General features: G+C 73.1%; 13 protein-coding genes. 6 read left to right on the top strand and 7 right to left on the bottom strand.

The features are described 5' to 3' along the window. The first annotated feature begins 422 nt into the window (after window positions 1–422). The 3 genes from ACFVS6_RS34885 (at window position 423) to ACFVS6_RS34875 (ending at window position 4,021) form a co-directional block, all read left to right on the top strand. Complete coding sequence (locus tag ACFVS6_RS34885) at window positions 423–1,814, top strand: nucleobase:cation symporter-2 family protein (RefSeq protein ID WP_389710408.1); 1,392 nt, start codon at window positions 423–425, stop codon at window positions 1,812–1,814. 357 nt (window positions 1,815–2,171) lie between these two features. Continuing rightward, on the top strand, window positions 2,172–3,266 hold the full coding sequence (locus ACFVS6_RS34880; RefSeq protein ID WP_389710406.1) for a saccharopine dehydrogenase: 1,095 nt from the start codon (window positions 2,172–2,174) through the stop codon (window positions 3,264–3,266). Window positions 3,267–3,553: 287 nt separating this feature from the next. Further along, window positions 3,554–4,021 (top strand): CAP domain-containing protein, encoded by a 468-nt coding sequence (locus ACFVS6_RS34875; RefSeq protein WP_389710404.1) that lies wholly within the window; start codon window positions 3,554–3,556, stop codon window positions 4,019–4,021. Between the two features lie 222 nt (window positions 4,022–4,243). Here ACFVS6_RS34875 and ACFVS6_RS34870 read toward each other — a convergent pair whose 3' ends face one another. From ACFVS6_RS34870 to ACFVS6_RS34855, 4 genes are all read right to left on the bottom strand, one after another. Beyond that, a complete protein-coding gene (locus ACFVS6_RS34870; protein ID WP_389710402.1) occupies window positions 4,244–5,446 on the bottom strand; it encodes a hypothetical protein in 1,203 nt (400 codons plus the stop codon). 316 nt (window positions 5,447–5,762) lie between these two features. Then, the gene (aceB, locus tag ACFVS6_RS34865; protein ID WP_389710400.1) at window positions 5,763–7,382 is read right to left on the bottom strand and encodes a malate synthase A; all 1,620 of its coding nucleotides are present in this window, start codon (window positions 7,380–7,382) and stop codon (window positions 5,763–5,765) included. 241 nt (window positions 7,383–7,623) lie between these two features. Further along, window positions 7,624–8,319 carry an NTP transferase domain-containing protein gene (locus ACFVS6_RS34860; protein WP_389710398.1) on the bottom strand — a complete coding sequence of 232 codons (696 nt, stop codon included), beginning with the start codon at window positions 8,317–8,319 and terminating at the stop codon, window positions 7,624–7,626. Further along, window positions 8,262–8,492: a hypothetical protein gene (locus ACFVS6_RS34855; RefSeq protein ID WP_389710396.1), complete on the bottom strand. Its 231-nt coding sequence runs from the start codon at window positions 8,490–8,492 to the stop codon at window positions 8,262–8,264. Before ACFVS6_RS34855 ends, ACFVS6_RS34860 begins: the two co-directional genes overlap by 58 nt. An 88-nt stretch (window positions 8,493–8,580) precedes the next feature. Between ACFVS6_RS34855 and ACFVS6_RS34850 the strand changes: the two genes are divergently transcribed. Beyond that, complete coding sequence (locus tag ACFVS6_RS34850) at window positions 8,581–10,068, top strand: PLP-dependent aminotransferase family protein (protein ID WP_389710394.1); 1,488 nt, start codon at window positions 8,581–8,583, stop codon at window positions 10,066–10,068. Between the two features lie 22 nt (window positions 10,069–10,090). Here the strand turns inward: ACFVS6_RS34850 and ACFVS6_RS34845 are convergent, their stop codons facing one another. The 3 genes from ACFVS6_RS34845 to ACFVS6_RS34835 form a co-directional block, all read right to left on the bottom strand. Beyond that, complete coding sequence (locus ACFVS6_RS34845; protein WP_389710392.1) at window positions 10,091–10,624, bottom strand: hypothetical protein; 534 nt, start codon at window positions 10,622–10,624, stop codon at window positions 10,091–10,093. A gap of 115 nt (window positions 10,625–10,739) precedes the next feature. Continuing rightward, window positions 10,740–11,372 carry a response regulator gene (locus ACFVS6_RS34840; protein ID WP_389710390.1) on the bottom strand — a complete coding sequence of 211 codons (633 nt, stop codon included), beginning with the start codon at window positions 11,370–11,372 and terminating at the stop codon, window positions 10,740–10,742. Then, the gene (locus tag ACFVS6_RS34835; protein WP_389710388.1) at window positions 11,372–12,565 is read right to left on the bottom strand and encodes a sensor histidine kinase; all 1,194 of its coding nucleotides are present in this window, start codon (window positions 12,563–12,565) and stop codon (window positions 11,372–11,374) included. The genes ACFVS6_RS34840 and ACFVS6_RS34835 overlap by 1 nt, the downstream gene beginning before the upstream one ends. A 133-nt stretch (window positions 12,566–12,698) precedes the next feature. Between ACFVS6_RS34835 and ACFVS6_RS34830 the strand changes: the two genes are divergently transcribed. Beyond that, the gene (locus ACFVS6_RS34830) at window positions 12,699–13,787 is read left to right on the top strand and encodes an ABC transporter permease (RefSeq protein WP_389710386.1); all 1,089 of its coding nucleotides are present in this window, start codon (window positions 12,699–12,701) and stop codon (window positions 13,785–13,787) included. After that, window positions 13,784–14,476, top strand: a complete 693-nt coding sequence (locus ACFVS6_RS34825; protein WP_389710384.1) for an ABC transporter ATP-binding protein — start codon at window positions 13,784–13,786, stop codon at window positions 14,474–14,476. The genes ACFVS6_RS34830 and ACFVS6_RS34825 overlap by 4 nt, the downstream gene beginning before the upstream one ends. Window positions 14,477–14,536: the final 60 nt, after the last annotated feature.

The raw sequence follows: 14,536 nt of genomic DNA, 5'->3' as shown, positions 1-14,536 counted from the left end.
GGGACCGCGTGGGGGGTGCCCAGCGTCAACCCGGCCCCGCGCTCGGCGGGGACCTCGGCGCGGCCCTCAGCCCCCGGGGTCGGGGGGGGGGGGCCGCCCCCCCCCCGGCGGCCGCGGACCCGAGCGGGGTCCGCGGCAGCCGTTCCCGGGAAGCGCCCGAGGAGAGATCCGAGGGCGCCCCCGGGGGCGGTGACTCGTGACAACCACCCCACCGCGGCACAGGTCTCGTGCCACTGCCACGGCACCACCGGCCCCGGCGCGGGCCATCCGTGGAACCGATTTGGGCGAATCGTTTCCGCACCCCTTGGGACAAGCATTCGAACTGCCACCCACAACTGAAGACAGGCTCGACCAGCACGCTTTCGCACCACCTCCATGACACCCACGTCCCTGCCGACGTGTCTAACCGACCGGAGGAAGCCGTGGCTGAAACGCCCAGGTTTCGCAAAGATGCAGTCGTAGTACCGGAGGGGAAGCACCCGGTCGACGAGACCTTGCCTCCGCTCAAAATGTTCACCAGCGGCCTCCAGCACGTCGCCGCCATGTACGCGGGTGTCGTCGCCCCGCCCATGATCGTCGGCCCGGCCGTCGGACTCTCCGCCACCGAAACGGCCTTCCTGATGGGGGCCTCCCTCTTCACCGCAGGCCTCGCCACCCTCCTCCAGACCCTCGGATTCTGGAAGATCGGCGCCAAACTCCCCTTCGTCAACGGCGTCTCGTTCGCCGGAGTGACCCCGATGATCGCCATCGGCAAGGGGGAGGGGGACAACGCCATCCCCATCATCTTCGGCGCGATCATCGTCGCCGGACTCGTCGGCTTCCTCGCCGCCCCCTACTTCGGGAAGCTCGTACGCTTCTTCCCGCCCGTCGTCACCGGCACGGTCATCACCCTGATCGGCGTCTCCCTGCTCCCGGTGGCCTTCAACTGGTCGCAGGGCGGGAACAGCGCCGCCCCCGACTACGGCTCGATGCAGAACATCGGCATGGCCGCCCTCACCCTGGCGATCGTCCTGCTGATGCGCAAGTTCCTGCGGGGCTTCCTCCAGCAGATCTCCATCCTGCTGGGCCTGATAGTGGGCACGCTCATCGCGATACCGCTGAACATGACCAACTTCGACGCCATCCGCAACGCGGACATCGTCGGCTTCCCGACCCCCTTCCACTTCGGCGCCCCGCAGTTCCAGGTCGCCGCCATCATCTCGATGTGCATCGTCATGCTCGTCTGCATGACCGAGTCCACCGCCGACATCCTCGCCCTCGGCAAGATCGTGGGCCGGCCGGCGGACGCGAAGACCATCGAGGGCGGTCTGCGCGCGGACACCCTCGGCAGCGCGATCAGCCCGCTGTTCAACGGCTTCATGTGCAGCGCCTTCGCGCAGAACATCGGTCTCGTGGCCATGACCAAGGTGCGCAGTCGGTTCGTCGTCGCCGCCGGTGGCGGCATCCTGATCCTGCTGGGCCTGTGCCCGATGGCCGCCTCCGTCATCGGCGTCGTCCCGCTGCCCGTCCTCGGCGGCGCCGGCGTCGTCCTCTTCGGGTCCGTCGCGGCCAGCGGCATCCAGACCCTGGCGGGCGCGGCCATGGAGAAGGGCGAGAACGCCCTCATCGTCGCCGCGTCCATCGGCATCGGCCTGATCCCGATCGCCGCGCCGCAGTTCTACCACGCCTTCCCGAAGGACCTCCTCGTCGTCCTCGACTCCGGCATCAGCACCGGTTGCGTGGTGGCGATCCTCCTCAACCTGGCCTTCAACCACCTCGGAGCCAAGAAGGGCGCGGCGTCCGAACCGGCCAAGGAACCGGCCTTCGTGCACTGACGCCCCCTCACCGACCGGCGTGCGGCGGTGCGTACGTCACCCACTGCGGGTGTGGCGTACGCACCGCCGCACGCCTTTTCGACCGCCCCGTACGACCGGTCGCCGCACGCCTCCCCGCGCCCGCACGGCCGGCGTCCACCCGGCGCACGCCCCCGGCGCCCGGACGCACCCGAGGCCGTACTGGGACCCGTGCGCCCGGGAGGTGCGCACGGTGCCCCCGGGCCCGGAGTTCCGGGCGCCATCCCGCGTGCGCCGTATACGACGCGGAAAGACATCGCATGAGCACGCGGTAGCCCTCGCCGGGCCCGCGCGCCGCCCGCTCGTCCCCACCCCTCTGAGCAGACAGGTGGCACAGCGATGGCAGATCTTCCGCAGCTCTGGATGCGCAACGAGACCCGTCCCACCGAACGGCGCGCGCCGCTGACCCCCGAGGACGCCGGACGGCTCGTCCGGCAGGGCGTACGGATCACCGTGGAGGACTCGGCGCACCGGGTCTTCCCCCTCGACGACTACCTCGCCGCCGGCTGCCGGGCGGCCCCGGCCGGGGCCTGGGCCGAGGCCGCGCCGGGGGACGCGTACGTCCTCGGCCTGAAGGAACTCCCGCCCACGCCCGAGCGCCTGCACCACCGTCACGTCTACTTCGGGCACGCCTACAAGGGGCAGGCCCAGGCCCCCGGACTGCTGAGGCGGTTCGTGGCGGGCGGCGGAACCCTGCTCGACCTGGAGTACCTCGCCGACGCGCAGGGCCGCAGGCTGGCCGCCTTCGGCTACTGGGCGGGCTACGCGGGGGCCGCCCTGGCCGCGCTGCACGCCCGCGGCCGGCTCGCCGCACCCCTCGTGCCACTGGCCCGCGAGGAACTCGACGCCCGGCTCCGGACCCCCTCGCCCGACGGGCTGCGCGCCCTGGTGATCGGTGCCGGCGGCCGCAGCGGGCGCGGCGCCTGCGACGCCCTCACCAGGGCGGGGATCCCGGTCACCCGCTGGGGGCGGACCGCGACCGCCTGCCTCGACCGGGCCGCGCTGCTGGAGCACGACATCCTGATCAACGCGGTCCTCACCACCCGGCCCGTGCCGCCGCTGCTGACCCCGGCCGATCTGGGGACGGGCTCCCGCAGGCTCTCGGTCATCGCCGACATCACCTGCGACACCGGGTCCGAGCTGCACCTGCTGCCCGTCTACGACCGGCTCACGGACTGGACGGTCCCGGCCCGGCGGCTGCGGGGCGGGGACCGGCCGCTCGACGTGATCGCCATCGACAACCTGCCGTCCCTGCTCCCCGCCGAGGCCGCCCGCGCCTTCTCGGCGGACCTGCTGCCCAAACTCGCCGACCTGCACACCACCACGGCGGACCCGGACTGGCTGCGCTGCCGCGCCGCCTTCACCACGGCCCTTGCCGGCCTGCCGCGCCAACCGGGCTCGTCCCAGGGGCGGTTCGAGGAAGTCCCGACGTAGCTCCGGCCGTGCCGCGCCGGGAGCGAGGCGTCGCGGGCGCACCGGGACCGGCCGACGGCCGGCGTCCCGGCCACGCGTGGCACGGGTGGATGCCCGGGCCCCTCGCCACGCGGCTCCGAGCGGGGTGGAGGAGGCCCTTCCCGGTCCGGCAATGTGGGCTCTGACCTGCGGTTTTATCGTCGGAAGATGCGGGTGGCGGGGCCCCGGCGCAGAATCGGGGTGATGGGGATCGAGCGGCGGCGGAACTGCGTCCGCCGCTCCTTTGTCGGAAGAAGGAAGGTACCCCCATGGCTTCCGGATCCATACGGCGCAGGTGCACCCTCGCGGCAGCCTCTTCGCTGCTGCTGCTCGCGGGAACCGCGGGCGCGGCCACGGCCGCAGTCGCGGCACCGCTCCCGCAGGCGGCCGACCCGGGCCAGGTGCTGGAGCTGGTCAACCAAGCCCGCACGGAGGCTGGCTGCCAGCCACTGTCGGTCGACCCGAAACTGACCGCCGCGGCGCAGGAGTACGCGAACGACACGACCACCAACCACGTGGGCACGGACGGTTCGAGCGTTCCCGACCGGTTGAAGAAGGCGGGTGCCGAGTTCAACGCCTACGCGGAGAACTTCGCGCAGAACTCCGGCGACGCGAAGGCGGCCGTGGACGCCTGGCTCAAGAGCCCCGGCCACGCGGGCAACATCAAGAACTGCTCCTACGCCAAGACGGGTGTCGCGGTGTCCGGGGACAGGACCGTCCAGGTCTTCACCAACTGACCACCGGAAGCCTCCGCCCCACCCCCACCGGCCGCCGCGAGGCGCCCCGCCGGGGGAGGGATGGCGGGCGATGAAGAGGGAACGAGATGTACGGGGCGGGCCGCAACCACCTGACCGGGTGCGGCCCGCCTCGTCATGTCCGCTTCGTCGTGCCCGCTCCCGTCGTGCCCTCTCCGTCGTACCGGCTCCGTCGTGCCGGTCCGGTGTCGCCCGGCGGGGTGACTACGGCGCGGGCGTCAGGTACATCCCGGTGTGGTCGCCCCCGGCCGTGTTCCGGCAGCTGACGCCGGAGCCCGCGGGCTGGGCGACGGCCAGGGCCAGGCAGCGGCCGGCGGCCAGCTGTCCGAAGTGGTTCGGGTGCATGGACTCCTGGATCAGGCCCTGCGACTCGTTGTTGTCGATCCAGCGGGCCCACTCGCTCGTCCTCGCCGAGGCCGGTACCGAGGAACTGACCTGCTTGCTGGCCTTCGCACACACCTCGCGCCCCTGCATCATGTCCCGCAGGTCCAGGAACTGCGCGCCCTTCGCGGCGGCCACCGCCTTGAGGCGGCCCGAGATCTGCGGCACGAGGGAATCCCGCGCCCAGTCCGAGTCCCGGTTCCAGAAGGGGCAGCCGCCGGTGTTCAGGCGGCTCCAGTCGCTCTGGGTGTACCGGTTCTCGGCGCCGCGCGGGATCGGTGACGGGTACGACTGGAGCACGATGCGGTAGGAGGAGTCCGCGTACCCGGCCGCGCTCATCACGGCCCGGATCTCGTCGACGGACTTGCCGACGTTCGCCATGACCCCGTCGATCTTCCGGTCGACGCCCGCCTGTTGGTCGTCGTAGCAGTACGAGTTCCAGATGACGAAGTCGAGCGCGCAGTCCTTGATGATGTCGGCGAAGCCCAGGTCGTTCCCGCCGACGGAGAGGGCGATGACCTTCACGTTCCGGCTCGCGGCCACCGCCGCGAGCTGATCGGCCTGCGGGGCCTCTCCCTTGAAGGCGACGCCGCCGTTCGAGCCCCGGAACACGTTCGCCGAAACGGCTCCGGAGCAGGCCAGGTTCACGGCCGTCTCGGCGAGGGGGCCGGCGCTGAACACCTCGGCCGAGTCCGAGCGGTGACAGCCGCCCGCGGTGGCCCCGTACACCTTGGCGGGATCGTAGGAACTGCCGCTGACCCACGCCCGGTCGGTGCCGTTCCTGCTGCCGCTGTTCGTGAGGCTGTTGCCCTTCCAGCGTCCGGCCTCGCCGGAGATGTAGCTGTCGCCCATGGACACCACGGCGGTGGGGCCGGTGCCCGGGCCGGGCTGCGGGACGGCCGTGGAGGTGCCGGCGCCGACGGTCATCAGTGCTCCGGCGGCGGCGGAGAGCGCCACCGCCGCCCTGGCGGACCGTCGCACCCGGCCGCCGGTCCTGCTCCTGCTGGCGTTGCGGAATCCGATCACTGCGGAACTCCTGCGGTAGGCCACGCCGGAGACGGCAAGAACTCCGGTGTGTGGCTGGGGAAGTGGGGGTACCGCCGGCCGGTGGCTTTCGGAAAGGTGACATGCCGACGGTTGTTACCGCTAGGTAGCCGCAGATTACGATGGAGTAACGACCGATCGGTCGTTCGGGACGCGTGGATTCCGCATGTTCGGCCGAACCGGGCGCGGGGGAAGCCGGGTTCGGGAGGGACCGAAAACGGCTCCGCCCCCGTCGCCTCGGGGGCGACGGGGGCGGAGCCGGTGATTCGACCGCTGTGCGTGACAGTCGAAGCGGTGGTCAGCCGATGAGCTGGTCGTACGCGGGAAGGGTGAGGAAGTCCGCGTAGTCGGCGTCCAGGGAGACCTGCAGGAGCAGGTCGTGGGCCTGCTGCCACTTGCCGGCCGCGAAGGCCTCCTCGCCGACCTCGGCGCGGATGGCCGCCAGCTCCTCGGCGGCGATCTCACGGGTGAGCTCGGCCGTCGCGGTCCTGCCGTTCTCGAAGACGACTCCGGCGTTGATCCACTGCCAGATCTGCGAGCGGGAGATCTCGGCGGTGGCCGCGTCCTCCATGAGGCCGAAGATGCCGACGGCGCCGAGGCCGCGCAGCCACGCCTCGATGTAGCGGGTGCCGACCTGGACCGCGTTGCGCAGGCCCTCGTAGGTCGGCTTCGCGTCCAGGGAGTCGATCGCGATCAGTTCGCCGGGGGCGACGGAGACGTCCTCGCGGAGGCGGTCCTTCTGGTTCGGCTTGTCGCCGAGGACCGCGTCGAAGGACGCCATCGCGATCGGGACCAGGTCGGGGTGGGCGACCCAGGAGCCGTCGAAGCCGTCGCCGGCCTCGCGGTCCTTGTCCGCCTTGACCTTCTCGAAGGCCACCTTGTTCACCTCGGCGTCCTTGCGGGACGGGATGAAGGCCGCCATGCCGCCGATCGCGTGCGCGCCGCGCTTGTGGCAGGTGCGGACCAGCAGTTCGGTGTACGCCCGCATGAAGGGGGCGGTCATCGTCACCGCGTTGCGGTCCGGCAGGACGAACTTCGCCCCGCCGTCGCGGAAGTTCTTCACGATGGAGAACAGGTAGTCCCAGCGGCCCGCGTTCAGGCCCGCCGCGTGGTCCTTGAGCTCGAAGAGGATCTCTTCCATCTCGTAGGCCGCGGTGATGGTCTCGATGAGGACGGTCGCGCGGACCGTGCCCTGCGGGATGCCGACGTAGTCCTGGGCGAAGACGAAGATCTCGTTCCAGAGGCGCGCCTCCAGGTGGGACTCGGTCTTCGGCAGGTAGAAGTACGGGCCCTTGCCGAGGTCGATCAGGCGCTGGGCGTTGTGGAAGAAGTACAGGCCGAAGTCGACGAGGGAGCCGGAGGCGGGGCCGCCCTCGAAGCGGAGGTGGCGCTCCTCCAGGTGCCAACCGCGCGGCCGCATGACGACGGTCGCGAGCTGGTCGGCGGGCTTCAGCGCGTACGCCTTGCCGGTGCGCGGGTCGGTGAAGTCGATGCGACGCTCGTAGGCGTCGATGAGGTTCAGCTGGCCGAGGACGACGTTCTCCCAGGTGGGAGCCGAGGCGTCCTCGAAGTCGGCGAGCCAGACCTTGGCGCCCGAGTTCAGGGCGTTGATGGTCATCTTGCGGTCCGTCGGACCGGTGATCTCCACGCGGCGGTCGTTCAGCGCGGCCGGGGCCGGCGCGACCTTCCAGTCGCCCTCGCGGACCTGTGCGGTGTCCGGGAGGAAGTCGAGGGTGGAGGTCCGGGCGATCTCGGCGCGCCGCTCGCCGCGTCGGGCGAGGAGCTCGGCGCGGCGGGGGGCGAACCGCCGGTGGAGCTCGGCCACGAAGGCGAGGGCCGCTTCGGTGAGGACTTCGTCCTGCCGGGGCAGGGGCTCGGCGTCGACGATGGCCAGCGGGGACGGCGCTGGTGCGGACATATCTGTCACTCCTTCAGCGGCGGTGCCTGGCGGCCGCGGGGGAATGCTCGCGCTGGACGGCACGCAGTGCCGTCGGGTGTGGAGAGTTCCGGGATACGGTCGCGGGCGCCGTCTGGGGGTTCAGGGCGCTTCTGACCAGTGGATAGTAATTTCCTCATGGTGGAAGTTCAATGGTTTGTTGATATCGAGATTCTCCGAGTCGACAGATTCCGCCTTCTGGTGGCCCTCGGTGCCATGACGGTCACGCCCCGCGCAGGCCGCCCTCCGGTCCCGCCGGGTCGAGACGGGCCAGGTCGGGCGGGGTGTCGATGTCGTAGTCCTGCGCGATGTCACCGCATTCCACCAGGATGACCTCCTTCGCGTGTTCCCTCAGATGGACGCGCGCACCCCGGTCGCCCGTGGCGGTCCTCACGATGTCCGCCCAACGGTCCGCCCCGAACAGCACCGGATGCCCGCGCTCCCCGTCGTACGCCGCCGCCACCAGGCTCGTCGGGGAGCGGTACGCCTCCCGGACCCGGGCCACGGCCGCCGACCCGATGCCGGGCTGGTCCACGAGGGAGACCAGGGCCGCGCCGGCCCCCGTGCCGGCCAGGGAGTCGAGGCCGACCCGCAGGGAGGAGCCCATGCCCTCCTCCCAGTCCGGGTTGTCCACCACGACGCAGTCCGTCAGGTCGGCGCGCTCGCGGACCTCGGCGGCCGAGGCTCCGAGCACCACGTGGATCGGACCGCAGCCCGCCTCGCGCAGCACGCGCACCGCGTTCTCGACGAGCGGGCGGCCCCGGTGGGGGAGCAGGGCCTTGGGGCGTCCGCCGAGCCGCCGCCCGCCGCCGGCGGCGAGCAGCAGGCCCGCGACCGTCGGCCCCGCTCCGGTCGGGTCGGCTACTGCGGCAGTGGGCGACTCGGCGGGGCGCCCGGTGAGGTGTTCGGCTGCTGACATGGCACCGATTCTCGCCCCTTCCCCGCGCGGGGCGAGCGCCGCGCCAAGGCACGTCGTACGGCCGCGAGCGCGGCGCCGATCCGCAGCGGCTCGGAGATCCGGTTCTCGGCCGCGGCCGCCAGGGCCCGCTCGTCACGATCGGTGAGCGTGGAGGTGTACGTCGAGGTGCGCATGGCGGGCTCTCCTTGCCAATCGGGGTCCAATGAGGCGAGTCTGGACCCGGATTGGCCTGGCAGGCAGAGCCAATCAGGGGAGGTTGGCATGGCAAACGGGCGAGTGGTCCAGACGGCGGACAGAATGATCGGCAGCCGGCAGCTCGCCGCCCTGCTGCCCGTGGAGGTATTGGCCCGCCCCGGCTACCGGGCCCTCGCCGACGCGCTCCGCACCCTGATCCTCGACGGCCGGATCGCCCTGCACGTCCGCCTTCCCGCCGAACGCGAGCTCGCCGAGGCCGTCGGCGCCGCCCGGGCCACCGTCACGGGCGCCTACGACCTGCTCCGCGAGAGCGGCTACGTACGCAGCCGGCGCGGCTCCGGCACCTGGACCGAACTGCCCGACGGCCACCGCCCCGTCGGCGCCCACGCCCTCGTCGGAGGCATCGGCGGCCGTGCCGACCACGAACCGGGCATCGACCTCGCCATCGCCGCCATGGGAGCCCCCGACGGCAGCCTCGCGGAGGCCCTGGCCTGGGCCGCGCCCCGACTGCCCGAACTCGCCCGCACCCCCGGCTACCACCCCTTCGGGCTGCCCGACCTGCGCACCGCCGTCGCCGAACGGTTCACCCGGCGCGGGCTCCCCACCCGCCCCGAGCAGATCCTGGTCACCGCGGGCGCCCAGCAGGCCTTCGCCCTGGTCGTCAGCCTGCTCTGCCGACCCGGGGACCGGGTCGTCACCGAGAACCCCACCTACGCCAACGCCCTCGACGCCCTGCGCCACGCCCGGCTGCGGACCGGCTCCATCGCCGTCTCCGACGCGGGCTGGGACCTGGAGATCGCCGAGTCCACGCTGCGCCAGACCGTCCCGCGCCTCGCGTACGTGATCCCCGACTTCCACAACCCCACGGGCGCGCTGATGCCGCCGGAGCAGCGGCTGCGCCTCCTCGCCGCGACCCGGGCCACCGGCACCTGGCTGGTCGTCGACGAGACTATCGCCGACATCGCCCTGGACGTACCGGCGCCCGCGCCGCTGGCCTCGTTGGCCCCGCGCGGCGGCGCCGACCACGTGATCACCATCGGCTCGCTCAGCAAGACCCACTGGGGCGGCCTGCGCGTCGGCTGGGTCCGGGCCACCGCCAAGATGATCACCGAGCTGACGGCCGTACGGGTCTCGGCGGACATGACCGGCTCCGTGCTCGACCAGGTCGTGGCGCTCCCCCTGATGGACGCCCTCGACCGGACCCTGCCGGAGCGCCTCGACCAGCTGCGCGACCGGCGCGACGCCCTCGTCGCCTCCCTCCAGCGGCACACGCCCGAGTGGTCCTGGCAGTTGCCCCCGGGGGGCCTCTCGCTCTGGGTGGACCTCGGTGAACCGGTCAGCTCCGCGCTCGCGGAACGGGCTGCGGCCGTCGGCGTGCACATCGGGCGCGGGGCCCGCTTCGGTGTCGACCCGGGTACTTTCGAACACCGGCTGCGGATCCCGTACACCCTGCCCGCGGACCGGCTGGACGAGGGCGTACGGCTCCTCGCGGAGGCCTTCCACGACGGCGTGCCGCTGGCTCCGGCGGTCGAGCGCCCGCACTGGGTGGCCTGAGTCCCCTCGGGCGCCCGCCGGGTCAGCGGCGGGCGCGGAAGTACGCGTTCGCCGCGGGGCGGAACATGAGCAGCAGCGCGGTCAGGACGGCCGTCAGGTGGAGGATGCGGCTCGCGCCGAAGACCAGGTCCAGGGAATCGGCCCGGCCGAGCGCGTCGCCGAGCCCGCCGCCGTCGAGCAGGTACCCGATCGGCTGGACGACCAACGAGGCGGTGCCGAGCACCCCGAGGCCCACGGCCAGCGCGATGCGGGCCCAACGGGCGCCCGAGCGCATCCTGAAGGCGACGAGGACGGCGACGGTGAACACGGCGAACCGGAACAACAGGCCCGCTCCGGCGTCGTCCGGCGACCGGCCGACCATGAGCACGGTCTCGAACACGCCCGCCCCCACGGCCGTGAGCCACAGGGCCCAGGCGGTACGGACGACCGCGGGCGGACCGGCGGCGGAGGCGTCCGCGGCCGGCCCGGGAGGGCGTGGGCCCGGGACGCGGGGGCCGGTCGCGGGGGAACCGGTCGCGGGGGAGCCGGGTGCGGTGGGTCGGAACTCGGTGGACACGGGCACTCGCTCTCGGGTCGGGAACGCGACACCCCGATGCTCCCGCCGCCGGGGGCCCGCACGCCCGCCTGCCTGCCGGTGTCCCGACAGGGGGGCGGGCCCCACCCCCGGCCGGCTACGGGGCGCGGCGGATCAGCCGGCGGGAGCCGGCCACCGCGACGGCCGCCGTACGGGAGTCGACGCCGAGCTTCGCGTAGACGTGCACAAGGTGTGACTTGACGGTGGCCTGGCTGAGGAAGAGCCGTTTGGAGATCTGCTGGTTCGACAGGCCGTCGGCGACCAGCTGGAGCACCTCCAGCTCCCGCTTCGTCAACGCCTCCGCGGGCGTCCGCATCCGGTCCATCAGCCGCAGCGCCACCGCCGGGGCCAGCGCCGACTGGCCGGCGGCCGCCGTGCGCACCGCCGCCGCCAGCTCCTCCGGCGGGGCGTCCTTCAGCAGGTAGCCGGCGGCGCCCGCCTCCACCGCCGCCAGGATGTCCGCGTCGGTGTCGTAGGTGGTCAGCACCAGCACCCGGGGGGAGCCGGCCCGCGCGGTGATCGCGGCCGTGGCCGCCGAGCCGTGCATCCCGGCGCCGAACTGGAGGTCCATCAGGACCACGTCCACCGGCTCGGACGCCGCCAGTTCCACCGCCCGCTCCGCCGTCGCCGCCTCCGCGACCACCTCGAAGTCCGGTTCGGTGTCCAGGACCGCGCGCAGCCCGGCCCGCACCACGGGGTGGTCGTCGGCGAGCAGCAGCCGGATCGTCATCAGGACGCCTCCAGGGGCAGGGGCAGGGTGACGGCCACGGCGGTGCCCTGGCCCGGGTCGGACTCGACGGTGAACAGCCCGCCGAGGGTCTCGGCCCGCGCGCGCATCGCGGGCAGGCCGAAGCCGCCCGCGCCCGCGGGTGTCGACGGGGCGGCGGCGGGGTCGAAGCCCCGGCCGTCGTCGACGATGTCCAGGGTCACCGAGGTGTCCATGAAGGTCAGGGTGATCTCGGCGCGCCCGGCCCGCGCGTGCCGTACGACGTTGGCAAGCGCCGACTGGGCGATCCGCAGCAGCGCCACCTCGTAGGGGGTGGGCAGGACGCGTGGGTCGCCGCTCACGGAGAACCGCACGCGCGGACCGGGAACCCCCGAGCACAGTCGCTCCAGAGCCCCGGCGAGCGAGCCGTGCTCCAGGTCCGGAGGGGTCAGGGCCCGTACGAACCGGCGCGCCTCGGCGAGGTTCTCCTGCGCGGCCTCCCGGGCGCGGGCGATGTGCTCGGCGGCCGGCGTGTCCGGCGGCAGGGCGCGTTCGGCGGCGCGCAGCAGCAGTTGGATCGAGGACAGACCCTGGGCGAGGGTGTCGTGGATCTCCCGGGCGAGGCGTTCGCGTTCTGCGAGGATGCCCGCTCCCCGTTCGGCGGCGGCCAGTTCGGCCCGGGTGGCCATGAGTTCCTCGATGAGCTCGCGGCGGCGTTCGCTCTCGCGGTAGAGGGCCTGGTAGCCGAGGACCGTGGCGACGGCGACGGCCCCGCCCAGCAGCGGTCCCAGGAAGGCCCCGGGGGTCACCGCGCCGCTGTGGGCGAGGAACCCGCCGATCGCCGCGCAGGCGGTGACGGCGACGGCCGCGATGCCCCAACGCAGCCGCAGCAGGTGCAGTTCCAGGAAGTACAGGGGGAAGGCGATCCACAGCCCGTCGGGGGAGACCACCAGCAGCGCGGCCCAGGCCGCCCCGACGCCGGCCAACCACACGGCCGCGGCGCGCGGGGAGCTCTGCACGGCGGGGGCCAGTACGCCGGCCACGTAGACGGCGGCCAGCAGCGCGCAGGCCGCCGTCACCGCCCCGGCGTGCGGGGCGGATCCGGCGACGGCCCGGCCGGCGGCGAGGGCGAGCAGCCCGAACAGCAGCGCGTGCAGGCACAGGCGCAGGACGCGGGAGACGGGGGTGAGGGGGCGCGGGCGCGGGGTGTCGGACATGGCCCGACCAGCGTAAGTCGGCGGCCGGGGGTACCGGTCAACCAAAAGTTCGATGTCGGGAGCCCCCTTTCGATACGAGGATCCCTACTGTGGCGCGATGTCCCGTGCCCACACGGAAGACCAAGGTGGGGGCATGTTCGTCGCATGGAGAGATCTACGGTTCGCCAAGGGCCGGTTCGCGCTCATGGGCTCCGTCGTCCTGCTGATCACGCTGTTGGTCGGCCTGCTGTCGGGACTCACCTCCGGATTGGCCCGGGAGAACATCTCGGCCATCACGGGGCTGCCCGCGACCCGGCTGGCCTTCGCCGCGCCGGCCGGGGACCAGAAGGTGTCCTTCACCAGCTCCCAGGTGCCCGAGGGCGCCTGGCGGGCCTGGCGCGAGCGGCCGGGGGTGAAGGCGGCGGAGCCGATCGGGATCCGCACCACGAACGCCGTCGCGGGTGAGCGCACGGCGGCCGTGTCCCTCTTCGGCGTCGAGTCGGCGGGCAACCTCGCGCCCGCCGGGGCCGGGCTCACGCAGGGGCAGGTGGTCCTCAGCGAGAAGGCCGCGGCGGAGCTCGGCGGGCTCGCCGCGGGCGGCCGGTTGAAGGCGGGACCGCTGGAGCTGACGGTGGCCGCCGTCGCCGGCACGGCCTCCTACAGCCACACCCCGGTGGTGTGGATGGACATCAACGACTGGCAGCGCGTCGGCAACCCGGGTACCTCGCTGGAGTCCCTCGCCACCGTCCTGGCCCTGAGGGGCGACGGGTCCGTGGACTGGGCCGCCGGAGACCGGGCCGCCTCGACCAGCGCCCTGACCGTCGAGGACGCCCTCGGCGCCATAGGGTCCTACCAGGCGGAGAACGGCTCGCTCCAGCTGATGCGCGGCTTCCTGTTCGCCATCTCGGCCCTGGTCATAGGGGCCTTCTTCACGGTGTGGACGATCCAGCGCAGCGGCGACATCGCCGTCCTGAAGGCGCTCGGCGCCTCCACCCCGTACCTGCTGAGGGACGCGCTCGGGCAGGCCGTCGTGATGCTCGCGATCGGCACGGGTGCGGGAACCGGCCTGGCCGTCGCCGCCGGCGCGCTGATCAGCGGGGGTGACGTGCCCTTCGTCCTCGACGCGGCCACGGTGCTGGTCCCGGCCGCGATCATGATCGCGCTGGGCGTGCTGGGCGCCGCCCTGTCCATCCGACGGATCACCGCCGTCGACCCGCTGACCGCCCTCGGGAGCGCCCGATGACCCTGCTCGTCCACGACGTCACGCTCACCTACCCCGACGGGGACGGTCGCCTCACCGCCCTGGACGCGGTGTCCCTGGAGGTGCCCGCGGGCACCATGACGGCGGTCATCGGCCCGTCCGGCTCCGGCAAGTCCAGCCTGCTGGCCGTCGCCGCCACCCTGGTCACCCCGGATTCGGGTCGGGTCGTCGTCGCGGGTCGCGACACCGCGACGCTCGGCGCCGCCGAGAAGTCGGCCCTGCGGCGGGAGGAGATCGGCATCGTCTTCCAGCAGCCGAACCTGCTGGCGTCGCTGACCGCGCTGGAGCAGCTCCAGGTGATGAGCCACATCTCCGGCCGACCGGCCCGGCTGCTGCGCCGGCGCGCGGTGGAGCTGCTGGAGGCGGTCGGCCTGGCCGACAAGGCGGGCAAGCGCCCGCACGAGCTGTCCGGCGGGCAGCGCCAGCGAGTGAACATGGCCCGCGCCCTGATGAACGAGCCGTCCGTGCTGCTCGTCGACGAACCCACCAGCGCCCTCGACCACGAGCGGGGCGCGGCCGTGCTCGACCTGTTGGTCACCCTCACGCGCGAGCGGTCCACGGCCACGGTGCTGGTCACCCACGACCACGCCCACCTGGAGCGCGCGGACCGGACGGTGACGATGACCGACGGCCGCCTCACCTCGCCGGCGCCGTCCCTCCCGACGGTCTGAGCCCGCCCGGGAGGCGCCCCCGCCCGGCGACGTACGAAGGCCCCCGCGGCCCCTCCGGAG

Origin of the sequence: Streptomyces sp. NPDC057939 (genome assembly GCF_042887545.1) — a bacterium.
Taxonomy (GTDB): Bacteria; Actinomycetota; Actinomycetes; order Streptomycetales; family Streptomycetaceae; genus Streptomyces.
This window is presented reverse-complemented; position numbering and strand designations above follow the sequence as displayed.

What these genes read in the sequence shown, in the direction of transcription:
- aceB (WP_389710400.1), bottom strand. Translation starts at nt 7,382, where the DNA reads ATGTCCGCACCAGCGCCGTCCCCGCTGGCCATCGTCGACGCCGAGCCC.
- ACFVS6_RS34825 (WP_389710384.1), top strand. Translation starts at nt 13,784, where the DNA reads ATGACCCTGCTCGTCCACGACGTCACGCTCACCTACCCCGACGGGGAC.
- ACFVS6_RS34880 (WP_389710406.1), top strand. Translation starts at nt 2,172, where the DNA reads ATGGCAGATCTTCCGCAGCTCTGGATGCGCAACGAGACCCGTCCCACC.
- ACFVS6_RS34850 (WP_389710394.1), top strand. Translation starts at nt 8,581, where the DNA reads ATGGCAAACGGGCGAGTGGTCCAGACGGCGGACAGAATGATCGGCAGC.
- ACFVS6_RS34855 (WP_389710396.1), bottom strand. Translation starts at nt 8,492, where the DNA reads ATGCGCACCTCGACGTACACCTCCACGCTCACCGATCGTGACGAGCGG.
- ACFVS6_RS34835 (WP_389710388.1), bottom strand. Translation starts at nt 12,565, where the DNA reads ATGTCCGACACCCCGCGCCCGCGCCCCCTCACCCCCGTCTCCCGCGTC.
- ACFVS6_RS34830 (WP_389710386.1), top strand. Translation starts at nt 12,699, where the DNA reads ATGTTCGTCGCATGGAGAGATCTACGGTTCGCCAAGGGCCGGTTCGCG.
- ACFVS6_RS34875 (WP_389710404.1), top strand. Translation starts at nt 3,554, where the DNA reads ATGGCTTCCGGATCCATACGGCGCAGGTGCACCCTCGCGGCAGCCTCT.
- ACFVS6_RS34860 (WP_389710398.1), bottom strand. Translation starts at nt 8,319, where the DNA reads ATGTCAGCAGCCGAACACCTCACCGGGCGCCCCGCCGAGTCGCCCACT.
- ACFVS6_RS34840 (WP_389710390.1), bottom strand. Translation starts at nt 11,372, where the DNA reads ATGACGATCCGGCTGCTGCTCGCCGACGACCACCCCGTGGTGCGGGCC.